The 21081-nt window shown below is 28.1% G+C and carries 18 protein-coding genes and 1 tRNA gene; 4 read left to right on the forward strand and 15 right to left on the reverse strand.

Annotated elements, in window-relative coordinates; all coding sequences use genetic code 11:
• Nucleotides 1-2: 2 nt before the first annotated feature.
• The 11 genes from pssE to RSF37_RS10555 form a co-directional block, all read right to left on the reverse strand.
• Complete coding sequence (gene pssE / locus RSF37_RS10505; protein ID WP_332523651.1) at nucleotides 3-470, reverse strand: PssE/Cps14G family polysaccharide biosynthesis glycosyltransferase; 468 nt, start codon at nucleotides 468-470, stop codon at nucleotides 3-5.
• Nucleotides 470-940, reverse strand: a complete 471-nt coding sequence (gene pssD, locus RSF37_RS10510; RefSeq protein ID WP_332523652.1) for a PssD/Cps14F family polysaccharide biosynthesis glycosyltransferase — start codon at nucleotides 938-940, stop codon at nucleotides 470-472. Before pssD ends, pssE begins: the two co-directional genes overlap by 1 nt.
• A 9-nt stretch (nucleotides 941-949) precedes the next feature.
• On the reverse strand, nucleotides 950-2101 hold the full coding sequence (locus tag RSF37_RS10515; protein ID WP_332523653.1) for a CDP-glycerol glycerophosphotransferase family protein: 1152 nt from the start codon (nucleotides 2099-2101) through the stop codon (nucleotides 950-952).
• 66 nt (nucleotides 2102-2167) lie between these two features.
• Nucleotides 2168-3187 (reverse strand): zinc-binding dehydrogenase, encoded by a 1020-nt coding sequence (locus RSF37_RS10520; RefSeq protein WP_332523654.1) that lies wholly within the window; start codon nucleotides 3185-3187, stop codon nucleotides 2168-2170.
• A complete protein-coding gene (locus tag RSF37_RS10525; RefSeq protein WP_332523655.1) occupies nucleotides 3177-3899 on the reverse strand; it encodes an IspD/TarI family cytidylyltransferase in 723 nt (240 codons plus the stop codon). The genes RSF37_RS10520 and RSF37_RS10525 overlap by 11 nt, the downstream gene beginning before the upstream one ends.
• A 181-nt stretch (nucleotides 3900-4080) precedes the next feature.
• Nucleotides 4081-5226: an ABC transporter ATP-binding protein gene (locus tag RSF37_RS10530; protein WP_332523656.1), complete on the reverse strand. Its 1146-nt coding sequence runs from the start codon at nucleotides 5224-5226 to the stop codon at nucleotides 4081-4083.
• A gap of 11 nt (nucleotides 5227-5237) precedes the next feature.
• Entirely contained in the window at nucleotides 5238-6032 is a 795-nt protein-coding gene (locus RSF37_RS10535) for an ABC transporter permease (RefSeq protein ID WP_332523657.1), read from the reverse strand.
• A 12-nt stretch (nucleotides 6033-6044) separates the two neighbouring features.
• Nucleotides 6045-8321, reverse strand: a complete 2277-nt coding sequence (locus RSF37_RS10540) for a bifunctional glycosyltransferase/CDP-glycerol:glycerophosphate glycerophosphotransferase (RefSeq protein ID WP_332523658.1) — start codon at nucleotides 8319-8321, stop codon at nucleotides 6045-6047.
• Nucleotides 8322-8350: 29 nt separating this feature from the next.
• A complete protein-coding gene (locus RSF37_RS10545; protein ID WP_332523659.1) occupies nucleotides 8351-9424 on the reverse strand; it encodes a glycosyltransferase family 2 protein in 1074 nt (357 codons plus the stop codon).
• A gap of 165 nt (nucleotides 9425-9589) precedes the next feature.
• Nucleotides 9590-9664 (reverse strand) — tRNA-Arg (locus RSF37_RS10550).
• Between the two features lie 120 nt (nucleotides 9665-9784).
• Nucleotides 9785-10636, reverse strand: coding sequence for a sensor histidine kinase (locus RSF37_RS10555; RefSeq protein WP_332523660.1), 852 nt, complete (start codon nucleotides 10634-10636; stop codon nucleotides 9785-9787).
• 245 nt (nucleotides 10637-10881) lie between these two features.
• Here RSF37_RS10555 and RSF37_RS10560 point away from each other — a divergent pair, with 245 nt between their 5' ends.
• Together RSF37_RS10560 and rbr are read left to right on the forward strand one after the other, a co-directional pair.
• The gene (locus tag RSF37_RS10560; protein WP_332564368.1) at nucleotides 10882-11754 is read left to right on the forward strand and encodes a DegV family protein; all 873 of its coding nucleotides are present in this window, start codon (nucleotides 10882-10884) and stop codon (nucleotides 11752-11754) included.
• Nucleotides 11755-11824: 70 nt separating this feature from the next.
• The gene (gene rbr, locus RSF37_RS10565) at nucleotides 11825-12439 is read left to right on the forward strand and encodes a rubrerythrin (RefSeq protein ID WP_332564365.1); all 615 of its coding nucleotides are present in this window, start codon (nucleotides 11825-11827) and stop codon (nucleotides 12437-12439) included.
• Nucleotides 12440-12485: 46 nt separating this feature from the next.
• Here rbr and RSF37_RS10570 read toward each other — a convergent pair whose 3' ends face one another.
• The 3 genes from RSF37_RS10570 to RSF37_RS10580 form a co-directional block, all read right to left on the reverse strand.
• Nucleotides 12486-15608, reverse strand: coding sequence for an SbcC/MukB-like Walker B domain-containing protein (locus tag RSF37_RS10570; protein WP_332564366.1), 3123 nt, complete (start codon nucleotides 15606-15608; stop codon nucleotides 12486-12488).
• Between the two features lie 3 nt (nucleotides 15609-15611).
• Nucleotides 15612-16811, reverse strand: a complete 1200-nt coding sequence (locus tag RSF37_RS10575) for an exonuclease SbcCD subunit D (protein ID WP_332523664.1) — start codon at nucleotides 16809-16811, stop codon at nucleotides 15612-15614.
• A 169-nt stretch (nucleotides 16812-16980) separates the two neighbouring features.
• Nucleotides 16981-17772 carry a DUF1189 family protein gene (locus RSF37_RS10580; RefSeq protein WP_332523665.1) on the reverse strand — a complete coding sequence of 264 codons (792 nt, stop codon included), beginning with the start codon at nucleotides 17770-17772 and terminating at the stop codon, nucleotides 16981-16983.
• A gap of 154 nt (nucleotides 17773-17926) precedes the next feature.
• Between RSF37_RS10580 and RSF37_RS10585 the strand changes: the two genes are divergently transcribed.
• Both RSF37_RS10585 and RSF37_RS10590 read left to right on the forward strand, forming a co-directional pair.
• A complete protein-coding gene (locus tag RSF37_RS10585) occupies nucleotides 17927-19156 on the forward strand; it encodes a L,D-transpeptidase (RefSeq protein ID WP_332523666.1) in 1230 nt (409 codons plus the stop codon).
• Nucleotides 19157-19232: 76 nt separating this feature from the next.
• Nucleotides 19233-20570, forward strand: a complete 1338-nt coding sequence (locus tag RSF37_RS10590; protein ID WP_332523667.1) for a CCA tRNA nucleotidyltransferase — start codon at nucleotides 19233-19235, stop codon at nucleotides 20568-20570.
• 54 nt (nucleotides 20571-20624) lie between these two features.
• Here the strand turns inward: RSF37_RS10590 and RSF37_RS10595 are convergent, their stop codons facing one another.
• Nucleotides 20625-21044, reverse strand: a complete 420-nt coding sequence (locus RSF37_RS10595) for a GtrA family protein (protein ID WP_332523668.1) — start codon at nucleotides 21042-21044, stop codon at nucleotides 20625-20627.
• Nucleotides 21045-21081 lie beyond the last annotated feature (37 nt).

Here is a 21081-nt window from a genome sequence, read left to right on the forward strand (position 1 = left end):
TATTAAATAGTATTTATAGTTTTATCTATAAAATTCACTAATTTACTATTATCAAATACATATGGTTTAAGTTCTATATCTTTATAATTATTAATAGCTTCTTTAAGTGTCTCAAAATCTATACAATTGATTGTATATCCTTCTTTTGAAAGCTTATTACATATTTCTAATTGATGGTCATCATTATGCTCTCTATACTTTGAGAGTCTTGCCATTGTTATAACTTTTTTATTGTACTTAAGCCCTGTAAGAATTGATCCCACACCACCATGAGTTATTATAAGATCACTCTCATCTATATATCTATCGAAATCTTTAGGTGGTAAAAATGGTATTATTTCATACCTTTCTGAAGAAAATTCCGTATTACCTGACTGAATTACTACTTTTTCTTTAATATCCATATCTTCTAAATATTTAAGTAATCTTTTAAACTCTAATTCATGAGTTCCTAAAATAACGAATATCATTAATATAAATCTCCTTTATATGTTGAATTCTCATAAACATCTAACAATTCTTCATGTTGAACTAAAAATACATCAGCAATTTTATTAATCATCTTACCTGACATACTTTTAGAGTTAACTCTTGCAAAAGACTCTACAAATATAATCTTCTTCTTAAAGAATTTAGCTATATAACATATAGGTACAGCAGTATGCGCACCTGTTGTTACAATAACATCTGGTCTTATTTTTAAATATAGGAAAAATGACTTTATAATATTATAAGAAAATTTAAATATATAACTGAACATATAATTTCTAGCTCCATACACTAAATAGCTTATTCTTTTTCCATACTCATCTTTTAGCTTTAAAGTTGTATCGGTTTTTTCTGTAATTATATGATAATCATAATTATTGAATATTCTTTTAAGTTGCATTAATTCAGATAAATGTCCACCTGTTGATGATATAAATATAACCTTCTTCATAAGCTTCACCTAATTATCTTTCTTTAAAATAATTCTATCTACAAATCTTTTTGATGCTAATCCATCTACATCATCAAAGAATTTATTTTTAAAGGCTTTTATTTTTTCATAATCACAATTGCTATTATTTAAAACTTTAACAAGTTCCTCTGTATTTGATGCAATTGGACCTGGTACAAAACTTTCATATGGGTAATAGAAATCTCTTTCATGCTCATATGAATTTAAATCGTCTGCATAGAAAATCATCGGTTTTTCTAATAATGAATACTCAAATACTATTGAAGAATAATCTGTTATAAGAAGATCTGTCATTATTAAAATATCATTTATTGCAGAGTAATCTGATAAATCTACAACTCTATCATTATCTGTCTTAACTCCATCTTTTACAAATGGATGCATCTTTAAAGCTAGTATGTAGTTTTCTGGTAAAGTTTCTACAACTTTATCAATATCAAAACTTAAAGCTGCCTTTGCATCTGATTGACTATTACCTCTAAATGTTGGTGCATATAAAACAATATTCTTCCCTCTTATCTCTGGGAATTTGTTGTACACTTTTTCTCTTGCTTCCTTTTGCATTTCTTCATTAAAGAATATATCTGTTCTTGGAACTCCTATTGGATCAATATTATTTTCGCTCATATTAAAAGCTTCTGCATAGTACTTAGCAACTTCTTTTGAGCTTACTAAAACATGTGAATAATTGCTATGTATTGGAATATACTTTACATAATTGTTATCTGCTCCAAAATTTTTGTCTAATATGCTAAATCCAAATTTCTTAAATGCACCACAAGCATGCCATACTTGAACTACTTCAGTGTTTTTTCTAAGTTTATTTACTGTATAAACTGGGAAGTAAAAATCATCTATAAGAAAATATTCTGATGTAGCCATATAAAAAGTAGCTTTCATCATGTGAAGGAAGTAAGTTATAGTCCCTTTCAACCCACCACCATATTTCTCATATAAGAATTTGCATTCATATCCTGTATCTCTTCTTTTTAATTCCTCATGTATATATTTAAAGTTACCATCCATTGTATCGTTTCTATATGTTGCAAATACAATTCTCTTCTTTACAGGGCATATATAAGAAACTATATATACAATCCTTAGTAGGTACTTAAGTATTACTCTCTCTAATGTTTTCATTTACTAATATCCTCACCTTAAGATATATTTAAAGACCCTTTTAATAAAGGGTCTTTATCTCTAGTATTACACTCTCCAATTTAAAACAGTTTTAAATGGAGTTGTTAAGTCGTGTTCAAAGCCCTTTATGATATCTTCAATTCCTCTTACATCAATTACAGCTGAAATTAACTTTTGTAGTTGATTTTGAGCATCTTCATGTTCTTCTAAGAAATCAACAGCATCCTTAAAATCACATCTACCACTTCTACTACTTCCTACAATAGTAATCCCTTTTTCTAGAACCATTCTAGTATTTATTGGAACTGCATTTTCTGAAACTCCAAGTATACCAATAGTTCCTTCTGGATTAATGTAGTCTATTATTTGGTCTATTGCATATTCACTTGCTTTTCCACCAACAGCTTCAAAAGCATGATCTACCATTAAACCTTCTGGTATGCTATCTATTGAGTAAGTTTCATCTACAAATGAGAAGAAGTTAAGCTTTTCTTCATTCTTACCAAACACAACTATTTTTGATTTAGGGAATTTCTTCTTTAATATTAATGCAGTTATAAATCCTACATTTCCATCTCCCCAAACACCAATTACATCTCTTCTTTCGTGAGCTCTTTTATCAAATCTATCTATTGAGTGTGCTGATACACTTATAAGTTCTAAAAATGAAGCAACATCATGGTTTATATTATCGTATTTTATAATACGATCTCTTCCCATAAATACATATTGTTGCATAAAACCATCGTATCCACTTGCTCTAAATTTACTTGTTCTTAAATAGTTTTCTGCTATTACATCATCACTTTCAGTTGGAGTATTTGGAATCATAACAACTGTATCACCAGGTTTAAATTCTCCCTTAGGATCGTAAATTACTTCTCCAACACCTTCATGAATAAGGGCCATAGGAAGTTTCTTTTTCATAGCTTCCTTTCCTCTTGTTCCTGTATAATATCTTTGGTCTGCTGCACAAACTGATAATCTAGTAGGTCTTACAATAATTCCTTCACCATCTAAGCTTCTTTCTTCGAATTCTACTGTTATTTGCTTAGGGGCTATTAATCTATATACCTTATTTATCATTTATCTCATCCTTCACTAAAGCATTTGCTAATTTTAGATCGTATGGAGTTGTTATCTTCATGTTGAATACTTCCCCTTGAACTAACTTAACATATTTTCCTTTAACTACGAATATCTTTGCAGCATCTGTTAATACTTGTTTTTCCTCACTTGTTAATGAGTCATAAAGTGAAACTAATTCCTTTATGTTGAAACTTTGAGGTGTTTGACCTTGATACATAAAATCACGTCTTGGAATGTCACTTATTATATCTCCATCAACTGATTCAACTATTGTATCGAAAGCTGGTACTACTGTGTCACAAGCTCCGAATTGTAGTGCTGAATCTATGTTATCATTTATTATTCTATGTGTTAAAAATGGTCTAACTGCATCATGAGTAATTATTACATCATCATCATTTATTCCAAATTCTTTTTCAATATATCTAATACCACTCATTATTGATTCATTTCTGTCAGATCCCCCAGCGCATATTACTACATGCTCTCTTAAGTTCTTAGGGATATATCTATTTATTAAATCATTTGTGTGTTGTATCCATTGCTTTGGCGTTGTAATTATCACCTTACTAAATCTACTATTTAATAAGAATGTCTCTACTGTATGGATTATTATTGGCTTCTCTCCAATTTTTAAAAATTGCTTTGGCATTTCAGTATTACCCATACGAGTACCTTTTCCACCTGCTAATATCTCTGCGTAAATCACAATATCACTCCTATGTGCTCATATTTTTCATTTTAGTTTAATTTCCATATTATTATAATTGTATCATAATTCAGAGCTTTTTTATTACATTAATTTTAATATTTCACGTCCATAAATAAATATTCAAAAACCACTAAAGAAAGCTATTACTTAACTTATCTTTAGCGGCTTATATTTATCTCTAATCTTTTTTTATCTTAAGTCTATTGTTCTTTATTATTAATGAAGTATTATGCTCTTTTGCCATGAACTGTCCAATCTTATTCATACACCAAACCTGTCTAATATATTCCTCCCCTTGGACATCAAGGTTTAGTTCAACATTATAGTAACCTTTTGGTATATCTTTAAAGTTCATATTAAACACATATTCTACTCTGTTTGTTTCTTCATCATACTTAGATTCAATATCATAAAACTCATGTATTTCATCATCTTGATGCAATCTAATACTTGCAAGTTTAAACTTCTTGCTAAATGGTTCAACTTGTATATATCCTTCAAATTTAACGCTATCATCAAACATATCAATATCTATTAAGCTTTGTTTTATTTCTACTAAATCTTTGTATTTTTCTATATCTTTAATTATCTTTTCAACAGTTACACCATTTAAATAGTGCTTATACATGTTTGCTATCTCATCAATATCCCCTTCTGCTATTATCTGTCCTTGATGCAACCAAACACCTTTAGTACAGAAATCTCTCATTTGAGGAAGTGAGTGAGATACGAATAATATTGTCTTTCCTTCATCTCTGAATTTATCCATTCTATTCATGCACTTTTGTCTAAATATTTCATCACCAACTGCTAGTGCTTCATCAACAACTAGTATGTCTGGATCAATATTAACTGCAATAGCAAACCCTAAACGAGCCTTCATACCACTTGAATACATTCTTACTGGTTGCTCTATATAATCTCCAAGTTCTGAGAAATCAATCATATCATCGATTTTCTTGTTTATCTCACTTCTTACCATTCCCATTGAATAGCCTTTAAGATATATATTTTCTCTACCTGTAAGTTCAAGGTCAAAACCAGCTGTTAATTCTAATAAAGCTGATACTTTACCATTAACAATTATTTCTCCCTCTGTTGGGTATACAACGCCTGTTACCATTTTAAGAATCGTTGATTTACCTGATCCATTTTTACCAAGTATACCTATAACTTCCCCTTGAGGTAATTTTAAATCTATATTATCTATAGCTCTATATGGAGTATATCTCTTACCCCAAAATAAATCCTTAAATCTATCTTTATCGTCTTTATATAGTTTATATTCTTTAACTACATTATTAAATTCAACTGCATATTCCATAAATCTTCTCCTTATAAAACGTCCGCAAAATCTTTGTATAGTTTCTTATAAATATGACTACCGATTAGCGCTACAATTATAATTACAATCCATATATATATTGAATATGTGCTTTCGAAAAACCATTTTTTATAAAGCAATATATCTCTATATCCTTCAATAAAATAATTAACTGGATTTAACTTAAGTACAAATTTCAATATAGGAGAATGTACACTGTTTATATTCCAAAGTATTGGTGTTAACCATAATACTGCTTGGATTGCAGCTTTAACTAAGTTTTCAAAGTCTCTACTTATAACTGATAGTGATGATAGAGTCCATGAAAGTACTAAGAAGAATATATACATTACAGGAATATAATATAAGAACTGTAAGTAATATATATCTGGATAGTATCCAAATACCGCAAAAATAGCTATTGCAACAACAAGTAGCATTATTTGTACATATAGTTTTGATAATAATACGAATGTTGGTATTGTTGAAATTGGGAACTTCATTTTAGTTACAAAATGTCTGTACTGTCTAATTGACATAGCTCCACCAACTATAGCATCATTAACAAAAAACCATGGACATAAACCTGCAACAAGCCATAGGAAGTATTCAAATCCATCTACCTTTGAACTTGTTCTTATAAATGTAAATGCAAAAAGGTAAACTAATATTGTTACCATTGGTCTTATAACAGCCCAAGAGTACCCAAGCGCAGCACCTTTATAAAATTTAACTAAATCTGCTTTAGATATTAGTATTGTTTGTTTAATGTTCTGAACATTTTCTTTTATTATAGTCTTTAACATAATATCACCTATTTATCTTTTACTAGTTATATAATCAACTAATCTTTTACTCGCCTTTCCATCATTATAGTCAAAAAATCTATTTTTAAAACTTCTGACCTTGTTAATATCGAATTTATCCTCCTTTACTATATCTATTATATCTTTATTATTATAAGCTATCGGACCTGGAACGAACTCATCATAATCATAGTAGAAATCTCTTTCTCCAAGATAAGCTTCCTTATCGTATGCATATAATAATATTTTCTTATCTAATAATGCTGCTTCGAATAAAACTGATGAGTAATCTGTTATTAGTATATCTGTTATTACTAATAATTCATTTACATCAATGCTACTATCTAAACTAAGTATTCTGTCTGATAGTTCGTGCGGTATATCTAGTGATCCATTTAGACCATTTTTAACACTTGGATGCAATTTTAAGACTACAGCATAGTCATCACCTAGTGATTGTAATATTTTAACTGGGTCTAACTTTAACTTAAAGTTTTGTCTTTCTTTAGCTCCACCCCTAAATGTAGGTGCATATGTTATTATCTTCTTTCCTTCTAATGAAGGATAATCGTCTAATAATCTATTTGTTATATATTCTCTATAATCTTTGTCTAATAATATATCTGTTCTTGGAACTCCAAGTGGTAATGCATTTTCTTCTTTTATGTGGAAAGCGTCTGCATAATGCTTATTTATATCTTTAGAACTTGTTACTACTTTAGTGTAATGTAAGTGAGCATTTTGCTCAAATCTTAATGAATTTCCATCACGCTTTCCAATTGCACTAAATCCGAATTTCTTGAAAGCACCACATGCATGCCAAACTTGGATTACTTCAGTATCACTTCTAAATTTTAATCCATAAAGCTGTCTGTAGTAATCATCTAATAGTATTGTTTTTGCTGTTGCAAAATTATAATACATCTTTAATATTTCTAATTTATTTCTATATTTATCTAAATAAACTTTTATTTCTGAGTTATCTCTCTCAATTAACTCATCATAAACTGCTCTTAAATTACCTGTTAAATATTGTGATTTATTACTAGCTAAAACTACTTTATTCTTTTTAATCGGTAGTAGTTTGCATAAGTAGAAGAATGCTTTATTACTTCTTCTATTTAATGTATTTCTAACTCTTCTAAGTCTTCTTCTAATTAAGTACATATATATGTACTTAGTACTATTATGCTTAACTGATTTTTCCATATAATCAACCATGTAAGCATAATGCTCTCTTAGTTCTGTTACATTATCAACATCTAACTTCTTGAATGTTTTTGATAATAGCTTAATATACTCTTTTCTAGCATCCTTAGTTAGAAACAAGAATCTTTCTATTACTCCTCTTGTTAACATCCATCTTAGTTTTTCAAATTGATTAAGTATTTTAGAATCTATATTGTCTAATAGTTCACTCATACTCTTTAGTGCTTCTATTTGAACTTCATTGTTTTTACTTACTATTGCATTTTTAAATGGTGGCCATATATTTATGTCAACTAGTCTTATTAAGTATGCCTCTTCAAGTTCTCTTGCAATATATCTATTTGATATGTGTGAATTAATCTCATTTAGAGCTAACACCCAAGATTTCTTAACATCATCAATTACTTTATGAGGATTTACAAAAACTTGTTGTGTTAATGACTCCCCTGGATTATTTCTAATTCTATAATGATATGCAACGTATTGAGTACTGAATATTTTCTTAGCTCTTATGTATGCTCTTGTAACAAATACTTGATCTTCACCATAGTTTATTCCAGCTGGAAATTCTAAATCTTTTATAAGTTCTGTACTATATAACTTATTGCAAGGTCCCATCATCCAAAATAACTCATAGTTTTTTCTTATGTCCTTTTCGCCTTCTTCAAAGAAGTGTGTCTTTACTGGCCATGTTTCTTCACCGTTATACATGCAAGTTGCACATACTATCATGTCCGCATTATTTTCTTCTGCAAGGTTATATCTAACTTCTAATGAGTCGTGTGGTAAAATATCATCTGAATCTACAAAAACAGTATACTTACCAGTAGCTGCCTTTATCCCTTTATTTCTCGCTTGTCCAGGGCCTGCGTTATCTTGATATATACTTACTATATTTTCATATTTTTTAGCATACTCATCTATTATATTTTGACTTCCATCCGTAGAACCATCATTAACTAATATTATTTCTACATCCTTTAACGTTTGATTCATTATAGAATCAAGAGTTTCTCTAAGATATGCCTCTACATTATATACAGGTATTATTACACTCACTTTATACTGATTATCCAACATAGTTTCCTCCTAATAATAAAACATATTTATCATATACTTAACTTTCTCTTTAGCTTATTAATATCTTTCCTTAATTCTGCTGCTTTATAACTTACATAAATAAGTGACGTTATTTTACTAATTGATACTTTGTTTATTGATGAATTTCTATTTTCGTATATTGTATTAAATACGATTTTTTTGATTTTACCTAGCTTTTGAAATTGCGCCCTATCAACTCCTTGTATTAAGTTTTGCATACTTTCATAAACTTTGTATTTATCTGTTTTTTTCTTACCTATGAACGCCTCTTTAAAAGGTGGCCATATATTAACGTTAACCAACCTATAAAAATACGCATCTTTAAGATTATTTTTTATGTTTTCATCTTTTATCGTAAAGTCTATATCATGTGAAACAAGTTTCCATAACACTGCTACATTATTTATTACTTTAGATGGATCTACAAAAACCTGTTGTGTTAAAGATCCCCCGTTTTCTTTTCTCATCCTGTAATAATATCCTACATATTGTGAACTATATATTTTATTTGCAGAAAGATAAGCTCTAAGAACAAAAACTTGGTCCTCACCATAGTTAATATCCTCTGGGAATCTTATATCTCTAATTATATCTCTCTTGTAGATCTTATTACATGGTCCCATCATCCATAATAATTCAAAATCTTTTCTTATGTCTTTATACCCTTCTTCTAAGAAATGACTTCTTATTGGCCAATCTTTTTCCCCATCATACATATGTGTTGCACACACAGCTATATCTGCATTATTATTTTTTGCATGATTATACCTTTCAAAAAGAGCATCTCCTGGTATTATGTCATCTGAATCAACGAATATTATGTATTCCCCTCTAGAAACTTCTATCCCCTTGTTTCTAGCTCTACCAGGTCCTGAATTATTTTGATATATACTTGTTATGTTTTCATATCTTTTTGCGTAATTATCTATAATTAATTGACTATTATCTGTTGATCCATCATTAACTAATATAATTTCATAATCTTCCATTGTTTGATTAACAACTGACTCTAGTGTTTCTTCTAAATATTCTTCTACATTATACACAGGCATTATTACGCTTAATTTGCACTCTTTACTCAATGTATACCTCCTCTAGGCACATATGTCTCATTCCCAAATTATTCAATAAATTAATATATATAATTATAATATATATTATAAACTATGTACAGTTGGGCTATTTTGTAATCATTTTTTTGCATAAAATTTCAAAAAAAACTCCAAAAGTATCACTTTTGGAGTTTCTGGTAGGGCGTATAGGAATCGAACCCATAATGTACCGTCCGTAGCGGTATGTTATATCCATTTAACTAACGCCCCTTAATATTAACTTTTACTACCAGACATATATTATCATAAAAATGACAGTAGTGCAAATCAATTTGTCCCAATTTAAGAAGGAAAATAGCCCTTTAAAGCCATTTTCCTTTACTCTTCTAGTTATAAATATATATCTGAAAACTCTATCTCTAATAACTGAACATTATTACTAGTTTCATCAATCTTTTCTTCTTCTTTTTCTAATTTACTTCTAGGAATTACTACAGTAAAATCAGAACCCTTTGAAACTTCACTTTTTAGTGTAATATATCCATCATGCAATTCTACAAGTGATTTAACTAAATCAAGTCCAATTCCACTACCTTTATATTCTGTTTTAGTTTTCATAGCTTGAGTAAATCTATTAAATATGCTTTTTTGATCTTCCGTGCTTATTCCAACTCCATTATCCACTACACTGACTTTAATGTTAATATCATCTATCATTAGTGTTACATAAATGCAGTCTCCACTCTTTGAAAATTTTATTGCATTAGAAAGTAAATTAATAAATATTCTGTCAAAAGCTTCTGGATCAATAGCTGTTATACATTCTTCTTTATTAGTATCAAATACAAGTGTCATATCTTTTTGTTTTGCATACTTATCAATAGATGCTATAGTGTTTTCCATAAAATTTACTATCTCTATATTTTTTTTCTTTATACTAAAAAAATTTTTCTCTAACCTAGTTACATCTATTAAATTATCTATAAGCTTTAGCATCTTATAGCTATTTCTCTTTAACATCTCTAAATACTCTTTTTCTTTTGTTTCAACGTTTTCATCTTTTATGGATTCTAACATTTGATAGATACTCATTATCACATTTAATGGAGACCTTAAATCATGGGAAATATTAGATATGAATTTTTCTAATTTCTCCTCTTTAATTTTCAGATCACAAATAAGTTCAAGCATCTCATCTTTTGACAAATTTTCATAATCACTTTTATTTGCATAATGACACATAACTTCTCCTACCTTAATCCCTAAATACTACATAAATAAATTTTAACATCTTTTACATTAACTAACAACCATTATTTTGTATAAAATCCTTAAATTAGATTTTATTTTAGATTTAAATTTATTTTTTTATAACTTTAATAATATTTTTTTATTTATTTGAAATAATAGATACATTTATGTTTATAATTATAATATTATTAATAGAGTGCATTTTTTATTTAAAAATCAAAAAGGAGGTTTTTGTTATCAATAATTTTGTTATAGTAACAGATTCTAGTTGCGATTTACCACAAGACATAATAAATAAATTTTCTATTCATTATATTGGACTTGTTTGTAATTTTAATAACTCAGATTATATTGAGGATTGTGGGAAATCAATTAGTTATAAAGATTTTTATGACGCATTAAGAAATGGTGCCATGCCTAGTACATCTCAAATAAATAGCTATAGATTCTATGAAGTATTTGAAAAGTATGCTAAGGATAATATCCCTGTAATATATATAGCTTTCTCTTCTGGTTTAAGTGGAACTTATAATAGTTCTTTAATTGCTAGAGAGGATATTTTAGAAAATTATCCAAATGCAGATATTTCAATAATAGATACTCGTTCTGCTTCTTTAGGTGTTGGACTGCTTGTATATGATGCTTGTGTCCTTAAAGAAAAAGGAGCATCTAAGGAAGATATCGTATCATATTTAGAAGATACAAAGCTTAAAGTAAATCATATATTTACAGTAGATGATTTAAATCATCTAAAACGTGGAGGTAGAATATCTCCTGCTGTTGCAACTATAGGTTCTTTACTTCAAGTTAAGCCCCTTCTCTATATGCCAAATGAAGGTACTCTTCAAAATTTCAGTAAAGTTAAAGGAAGAAAGAAGTCTATAAAAGCTTTATTTACTAAATTTGAAGAAAAAGTAGTTGATGTAGAAAATCAAACTATATTTATATCTCATGGTGATTGTATTGAAGATGCAGAGAGATTAGCATCATTAATAAAAGAAAAATATAACGTAGAGATTATAATAAATTATATTGGACTTGCAATTGGTAGCCATTCTGGTCCAAATACCCTTACTGTTTTCTTTAAAGGAAATGATAGATCAGTATAATACTATGGCATAATCTCCTTTCAAATAGTTAATACTATTATTAAACTATTTGAAAGGGGATTTTTTATTTATGAAAAGTTTAAAAGGAAGTAAAACTGCTGACAATTTAGCTAAAGCTTTTGCAGGAGAATCTCAAGCAAGAAATAGATATACTTTTTTCTCAAAAGTTGCTATGAAGGAAGGCCACAAACAAATTGAGGCTATTTTTTTAGAAACTGCTGATAATGAAAGAGCTCATGCTAAAGTATTTTATGATTTATTAATTGAAGGTCTTGGACACTCTAATATTGCTGTGAATGCTGATTATCCAATTGGCTTTGGTACTACTTTAGATAACTTACAATATGCAGCTGAAGGCGAAAGAGAAGAATGGGGTACTGCTTATCCTGAGTTTGCTAAAGTTGCAAAAGAAGAAGGATATCCTGAAGTGCACACTGCATTTACTAAAATATTAGAAGTTGAAAAGCATCATGAACAAAGATATTTAGACTTTTATGCTAATCTTAAGGATAATCTGCTTTATAAGAGAGATGTTAAAGAGTATTGGAAATGCAGAAACTGTGGTTTCATCTTTGAAGGGCTTGAAGCTCCTAAGAAGTGTCCTGCTTGTCATCATCCTCAGGGTTTCTTTGAAGTTGCTTATGATATTGAAGCTTGTGGACCTAGTAAGGAACAGGCTAAATAATAAAAGTGCTGTATCAAAATAATTTTGATACAGCACTTTTTTATTTTTATAAAACATTAAATTTTGCAGTGCTACCTTCTTTGGTTGATGTTACTTCTATCTTTGCATCAACTCTCTCCTTGAGTTCCTGAACGTGAGATATTATCCCAACTAATCTTCCACCCTTTTGTAATTCTAATAAACTATCAATAGCATTGTCTAATGATTGTGGATCTAAAGTTCCAAAACCTTCATCAACAAACATTGTTTCTAATGAAACTCCTCCAGAACTTGCTTGAACTACATCAGATAATCCAAGTGCTAAAGATAATGATGCTTTGAAGCTTTCTCCACCTGATAAAGAGCTTACATCTCTTGAACTTGCAGTATAGTTATCGTATATTTCAAGTTCTAATCCTTTTTGACCTGCACCTTTACTCTTGCTAGTTTTTCTCTTTAAAGAAAATCTATCTCCAGTCATTTTTTCAAGCCTTAAGTTAGCAGCATCAATTATATCTTGGAAGTATGATGCTAAAACATACCTCTCAAAAGATATATATGGACTCTTTCTACCATTTGCAAGGTCTGAAAGCTCACCAATTATTCTATATTCTTCTTCCTTCTTATTAAATTCTTTATTTAACTCTTTAACATTTGTTAGTACATTTTTATTGCTTTGAAGTATTGAATGCTCTGCAAGTGCTTCATCTCTTTTAGCTTTTTCTTCATCTTTTATTGATTTAATTTCTTCATCAATATTTTTAGTATCAACTAAAATTAAATTCTTGCACTTTTCTTCTAAATTACTACTTTTATCTTTTATAATTGTAATCATACTATTATAATTATCTATTTCTTCATCTAATGTAGTAATTTTTTCTATATTACTCTTTGCCTCCATGTATTGCTCATTATTTATAAATCCATTGTTCTTCATGGACTTTATTAATAATTCCTTATCTACATTCAGCTCAATTTTTAACTCTTCTATATTTCTTAATATCTCTCTTTCTTTTGCTCTTTCTCTTTCTAGCTTTGTTAAGCTTTCATCTCTATTTTTAATAGTTAATTTTAATTTATTTTTACTAGCTTCTAGTTCAGCAATTTTCTTATTTATTATTTCATTAAGAAGGTCTATTGAAGTTATCTCTTTTGGAATATCCTTTTCTAGTTCATCTAATGATGACTTGCTACCTTCAAGCTTTGCGTATAAATCTCTATCAATTTCTTTTAACTCGTTAATTGAAGACTCATACTTACCTAATGCTTCTTCTATTTTTAATATTTCAGCTTCAATGCTTGATTTTTCATTAACCTTTTTTATTATCTCTTTTTGCTCTATTTCTAAATTATCTATTTCACCTTTTAATTTAACTCCTATTTTCTTTACATCTTCTTTTGATGACTCTTCATACTCTTCATTGATATTTATTTCTTCTGAAATCTTCTTTAATACTTTATTAGAGTTTTCTAATGCACCATTTACTTCAGAATTAAGCTTAGTCAATTTAATCATCATATTGTTAGATTCTAATTGATATTTATCAAATTCATTTTTCTTCTTTTTAAGTTCTTCTGTTGTAGGAATATTCCCATTGCTTTTAACTGCCTTATTTGGATGATTTAATGATCCACATACAGGGCAAGGCTCACCTTCTGTTAACTCATCTGCAAGTATTCCAGCTTGTTCTTTTCTAAAAACTTCATCCATATATTCATATTCATTTTTCACTCTTTTAAATATAGATTCAACTTCAGTATATTCACCTTTTAACTTATTATGAAGTACCTTAAACTTTTCATAGGAATCAATTATTTTAAAGGCATCTCTAGCTTCATTAATAAGACTTTTCTTCTTTTCAATTTCATTTTCTATATTAACTTTCTTTAACTGAAGATCATTTATATTTTTTAATTTATTTTCCTTCTTTTCTCTATTTAATTTAAGATTATTAAATTCAGTTTCTTTTTTAGTTATCATATTTTTAGCTTCGATAATTTTCTTTTCTAATTGTATTATTGTTTTCTTACTTTCATCATAATTTTTAATTTTGGGTTCTATTATTTTAAGCCTTCCAATCTCTTCTGAAAGCTCATCTCTATAACTTCCATTCTCTTCTTCTGTTTTAACTAAGTTTTCTAGCCTATCTAAACATATTTTGAATTCTTCTATATTTTTAAGGCACTCTTCTTCTTCAGATTCTTTTCTAATTAGTGAAGATTTCTTTTCTACATAGTTCTTCTCTATATAACTTACTTCTTTAGCTTTCTTTGCCTTATCACTTATTACTTTATAAGATTCAATAAGTTCTTTTTTAAGAAGTAATTGTTCTAATTCCTTTAATACTTCTTCCTTTTCTAATAATAATTTATTGTTTTGCTCTGATATAAGCTTTTCTTTATTCTTTTCCTCAAGCTTTATCTTTACTTCATTCGCTAACTTCTCATTATTTTTATATTGCTTTTTCTCTTCTTCTATAAGTTCTGTAAGTTCCTCAATTACTTTAGGGAAATCAATATATTCACCAATTTCTATATTATGTTCACCTTGAATATTATTAAGGTTTGTTTTCATTCTTTCCTTACATAAGTTTCTCTCTTTACTAAGTTTTATTGCCTTATCTTTTAAAAGTCCTTGTATTCCTTCAAAATTATAAGTATTAAATATCTTTCTAAAAACATCTTCACGTTCAACAGAATTTGCAAGTAATAGCTTCTTAAACTCTCCTTGTGGCAACATAACGATTTGCTTAAATTGAGCCTTATTTATTCCGAGTATCTCATTTATCTTTTCATTTACGTTATTAACACCGCTTATTACTTTACCATTTGGAAGTTCAATTGTTGCTTCTGCATCTTTTTCTGTAAATCCATCCCCTCTAACCTTTTTCTTTGGCTGTTTTGGACTTCTGCGTATTTTATAAATATTTCCTCTAAGTTCAAATTCAAGTAAAACAAATGTTTCAATATCTTGTTCTGCAAAGTGACTTCTTAAAGAATCATTTTCCCTACTTTCTCCACTAGCTTCTCCGTATAGAGCATAACTTATAGCATCAAAAATTGTTGTCTTTCCAGCTCCAGTTGATCCTGTTATTACAAATATATTTCTTCCGTTTAGCTTTTCAAAGTCTAGCTGTTGTTCTTTTGCATATGGTCCAAATGCTGATATAACTAAGTTTACTGGTCTCATAAATTACACTCCTTTTTTTAATATTTCGTTTATAGTACCATTTATAACTTCTTCTTTTTCTAAAGTAAATTCTCCACTTCCAAGTGCTTCGTAAAATTCTTTAAATAGTTCTTTTTCTGTTTTACTTTTATAACCCTTCTTTGCCGCTGTATTGCTATCATCATATTGCTTTTTCTTTTCCCTAGTTATAAGCATGACATTTTTATATATAGCTCTTAGTTTTTCAATAGGATTTAGTATTTCACCTTCATCTGTAAGCACCGCTTGTATATAGTCTTCTCTACCTTCCACAATAGTTCTACCATTTTCCACTAAATCATTTATATCACCTTTTATTATTCTTAAATCTCTAAGAGGTTTAAACTCCTTTAGTTCTATTGATGTCTCTTTATTCTTATCTATATTTAATACTGTAATTCCTTTTTTCTGATTTACTTCTGAAAAAGAATATTTAAGTAAAGAACCTGAATATCTTACTTCGTCTCTTCCTACTTTTTGTCTTCCATGAAGATGTCCTAACGCAACATAGTCAAAGTCATTAAAAATATTACAGTCTATAAGCTCTGTACCTCCTATTGATAAAGGTCTCTCTGATTCTGATACTTCAAGATGTGCTGCTTCATATTTATCTTCTTCTCTATTTTTAGCTTCATCTCTGTACATAGTCACATATCCGTGTGCAACTACAACATTCCTCTCATCATAGTTCATATCTTTTTTTATAATATTAACTACGGCTTCCATGGAATCATTATGATTTTTTATTTCTTTATCTTCAGTTAATTTTCTTACTACAGCTGGGTCTTTATATGGTATTAAATAAAAATTAACTTTTCCATCTTCTCCATCTATAGTAACTTTTTTAAATAATTCACTATCACGTCCAGCTATGAATAATCCTTGTTTTTCTAATAATTCTGCTCCAAAGCTTACTCTCTCGCCACTGTCATGATTACCTGATATTGCAATAACTTTAACACCATTATCTATTATTATTTTCTTTAACGTATTGTTTAAAAGCTCTACAGCATCAACGGGAGGAATCGATCTATCATACATATCACCCGCTATTATTAATACTTCCGGCTTTTCTTTTTCTATGAAATTAATTAATTGTTCTAACATATATTTTTGATCTTCAAGCATAGAAAAATCATTTACTATCTTTCCAATATGCCAGTCGCTTGTATGAATTATTTTCATCTAATCTACCCCCACAAATTATATCTATTTTTTTATTATATCAAACTATATTTATCTATAAACTTAGAAAAGCCTAAAAATATGCAAAATAACATTTAAAATAAACCACTTAAATTTCTTAGCTTACTTTTTAGTTATAATGATACTTTTAGGCTTTTCTAGTTGTTATTTATATTTTAACTTTATTTATTATATCTTTTTTTATTTGTCTTAATATGAATATTAAGTATATTGTTGTTCCTATTACAAATGGAACATCAAATAGTGTATAAGGTCTTATTAAACTAAATGGTAATAGTAAAAGACTTGGTAATGTTGATGCATATATTGCTAATGAATATATTGCAGATATCTTCATTTTCAATCCCATAAATGTCCCAATTAATAATGACATTGCAGTCACTAATAAGCAGTTTAATAACATATTTACGAAGTACTGGAACATTGTAAATACTGTCATGACAGGTACTATAATAACTCCCATTGTTGTTAATTGACTTGCAAGTTCTTCATTATTTAAATTTCCGCTTAGGAAATCAGTATATTTAATTTCTGTACTCATCTCACCTGAACCCATTTTTATACCATCTTTAAGAGCTAATATGTAAGCATCTCCATGTATATACATATTTCTAAGTTCTTCTGCATGAGCTAAATCCTTTTTACTATCTACGCAAATTATTGTGTTGCCAGCTTCAATAGTTGATGCCTCTTTCTTTGTGTTTAGCGTACCATTTTCTATATTAAATTCATTGCTTGGATCTTTAACTTCTTGTACGCTTTGAGTTATTTCATCTCTAGTTTGTAATCCAATATAGAAACCTTTAATTCCACCTAATATAACACTTAATATTAATGCATATACTATTGCGCTTAAAACTCCATATTTAACATATCTTTGGAAATTACTTACGTTATATATATTATTTTTTAGTTTACTAAAAAAGCTATCTTTCTTCACTATTATTACTCCTTCTAATTTCTATATATATTATTCTATCCTAAATCCTCTTTAACTATAGTAACATACTAATTTATATTATTAAATATTTTATGTTTAATATTACAAAATATGGTTAATAATTAAATATAAAACATTTTAGGAGGGTTTATAATTGTCATATAATATTAAAAACATTAAAAATGAGAATTTTAAGGAACTTAACCTAGTTCCAAGAAAAATTAAATCTAAGAAAAAGAGACATTTTAAAATACCACTAATACCAATTATAGCCTTAATAATAGTTATGACTTGCACGCTTGGCTTCCAAGCATTTCGCTATAAAACATTAGTATCTAATTTTAAAAGTTACTTTGATTCAAGTCATTATAGAGATGCAAATAATTACTTAGTTACAGAAGGTAATTTTAATGTATTTAAAGCTTTATTTTTAGAAAATGACTTAGAAGGATATTTTAGAACTAAAGTTAATTCAGTTAAGGACCATTTAAATTTAAATGAACTTAATCCAGATGAAGCGCTATTAGTTATAAATGAGATAAATAGATACAATATAATAACAAGTTCAAATGATAGCAGTGTATCAGTAACATCAGATGATATAACCAATAATACTCCATTATCTAAAGGAGTTGTTGCCTTTAATAAAGGGAATTTTGAAGAAGCTTTATCAATATTTTCTAATATATCAAGCAGTGATAAAAATTCTAGCACTGCAATAGATTATACAGTTAAATGTAAATCTAAAATTAAAGAAGACTTATTAAAAACTGTTAATGAAAAGCAATCAATAGATCACTTTACAGAAGGAATTAACTTAATAGAAAGCAAACTTTCATTACTTGATAACGATAAGGATTTACTATCCAAAATTGAAGAATTAAAAAAACTTAGAGATGATTATAACAAAAAAAATGGTACTAATTCTACTGCTGAAGCATCATCAGCAAAAATAGTATCAGCTATAAACACTCAAAACATAAATTCTTTAAACCTTGAAAGTAGTAGTGATTACTTATTGTATGTAGATACGCCATCTCAATTAACTCATATATATAAAGGATCAAAAAATAATTGGAGTTTGTTTAAATCACTTAAATGTGCTACAGGAAAAGAAGGTACAGAAACACCTTCTGGGGTTTATACAATTAAAAATAGAGATACTTGGTTCTTCTCTAAGAAATTTAATCAAGGCGGTAAGTACTGGGTTCAGTTTGATGGAGATTACTTATTCCACTCACTACCTTTTGCTGAAGACCAAAAAACAATAGTTGATTATACTTTAGGAAAACCAGTTTCCCATGGTTGTATAAGACTTGCTTTAGAAGATTCTAAGTGGTTATATGACAACATTCCTACAGACACTAAACTAATAATAAAATAGTAAAACTTATGTTTTGATACCTTATCTATTTCCCCTATAATATAGATAAGGTATTTTTTTATTACAGGAGGATAGTATGAATATAATTATTCCAAGCAATGTTAAATATATAATAGATAAATTTTATAATAATAACTATGAAGCTTTTATGGTAGGTGGCTGTATAAGGGATGCTCTTTTAAATAAGCTGCCTAAAGATTATGATATAGCAACATCTGCTAAACCTGAAATTACTGAAAGCTTATTTAATAAAACTATTCCAACAGGAATTAAGCATGGTACTATAACTGTACTCATTGATAATGAACCTTTTGAAGTTACTACTTATAGGACTGAAGGTGAGTACAAAGATAATCGTCATCCTCTTTCCGTTAATTTTGTTAGTGATATTAAAGAGGATTTATCAAGGCGTGATTTCACTATTAATGCCTTTGCTTACAATTCTAACGAAGGGCTTAAAGACTATTTTGGTGGGATAGATGATTTAAATAATAAAATAATAAGGTCAGTTGGTAATGCTAATAAGCGATTTAATGAAGATGCTCTTAGAATGCTTCGCGCTATACGTTTTTCTACTCAATTAAACTTTACCATTGAAGAAAAAACTTTAAATGCTATTAAAGATAATAAAGACCTTATAAAAAATATAAGTGCTGAAAGAATACGAGATGAATTATGTAAAATACTTATTTCTAATAATGCTAGAGCCGGTCTAAACTTACTAAAGGAATGTGGCCTTATTCAAATAATAATTCCTGAAATGATTCCATCAATAGGATTTAATCAAAGAAATATGCATCACTATGAGGATGTGTTTAATCATACTCTTTCAGTAGTTGAAAAGTGTCCTAATAATTTAAATGTAAGACTTGCAGCATTATTACACGATATAGGTAAACCAAAATCATTTTTTATTGATGATAATGGAAATGGTCGATTCTTTGGGCATAATAACATAAGCGATAAGATGGCTAGAGTAATTTTAAATAGACTTAGATTTGATAATAAAACTATAAAAACAGTTTGTACTTTAGTTAAGGAGCATATGAACGTTTTAGATAATGCATCTAATATAGCATTAAAAAGACTTATAAATAGAGTATCTAAAGAAAATATTTACTCTCTTTTATCACTTCAAGAAGCTGATGTTATGTCATTAACTGACCCAAATGTAGCTATACATAAAATTCACGATATGAAAAATAAAATTGATATTATTTTAAGTTCAAATACACCTCTTTCAGTTAAAGATTTAGCTGTAGATGGTGGTACTTTAATAAGAGAACTTCAATTAAAACCTGGCAAAATAGTTGGTGATTTACTTAGTCACCTTTTAGAAATAGTATTAAAAAATCCTGAAATAAATAATTACGATTCTTTAATTAATGAAGCTAAAATTTATATTAGTAAATAAAAACAAAGGGTTAGTGTCTGAAAATAATTTCAAATACTAGCCCTTTAAATATCACTATTTTTTTTCTTTAAATACATATACCTTACTTAGTATGTAATTTAATATTATAACTATTATATTTATTACTATCTTACTTATCATATCTTCTATTCCCATTACTGAAACGAAAACATACATTAATCCCATATCTAAAAGTCCAGTTGCACCTCTTGATATAGTAAAATCAATTAATTCTCTTAAAACTACAGGCATAGTATAATTTCTACTATCAAATACATATATTTTATTTGTTACAAAAGCAAATAAAACTGAAGCAACCCAAGCAATTATATTACTTGTCATTAATCCTAGTCCTAAAGTTCTTGTGCACGCAAAAAATGCAACAATATTTATAGCAGTAGTTAATACTCCAAATACTATATATAATATTTGTTCTTTAAATTGTTTATATATACTAAATACTTTATCTATCATATATTCCTCCTATAAATCTTTAAATTTATCATACTTA

This window comes from Clostridium sp. (assembly GCF_036643715.1).
Lineage (GTDB): Bacteria > Bacillota > Clostridia > Clostridiales > Clostridiaceae > Clostridium.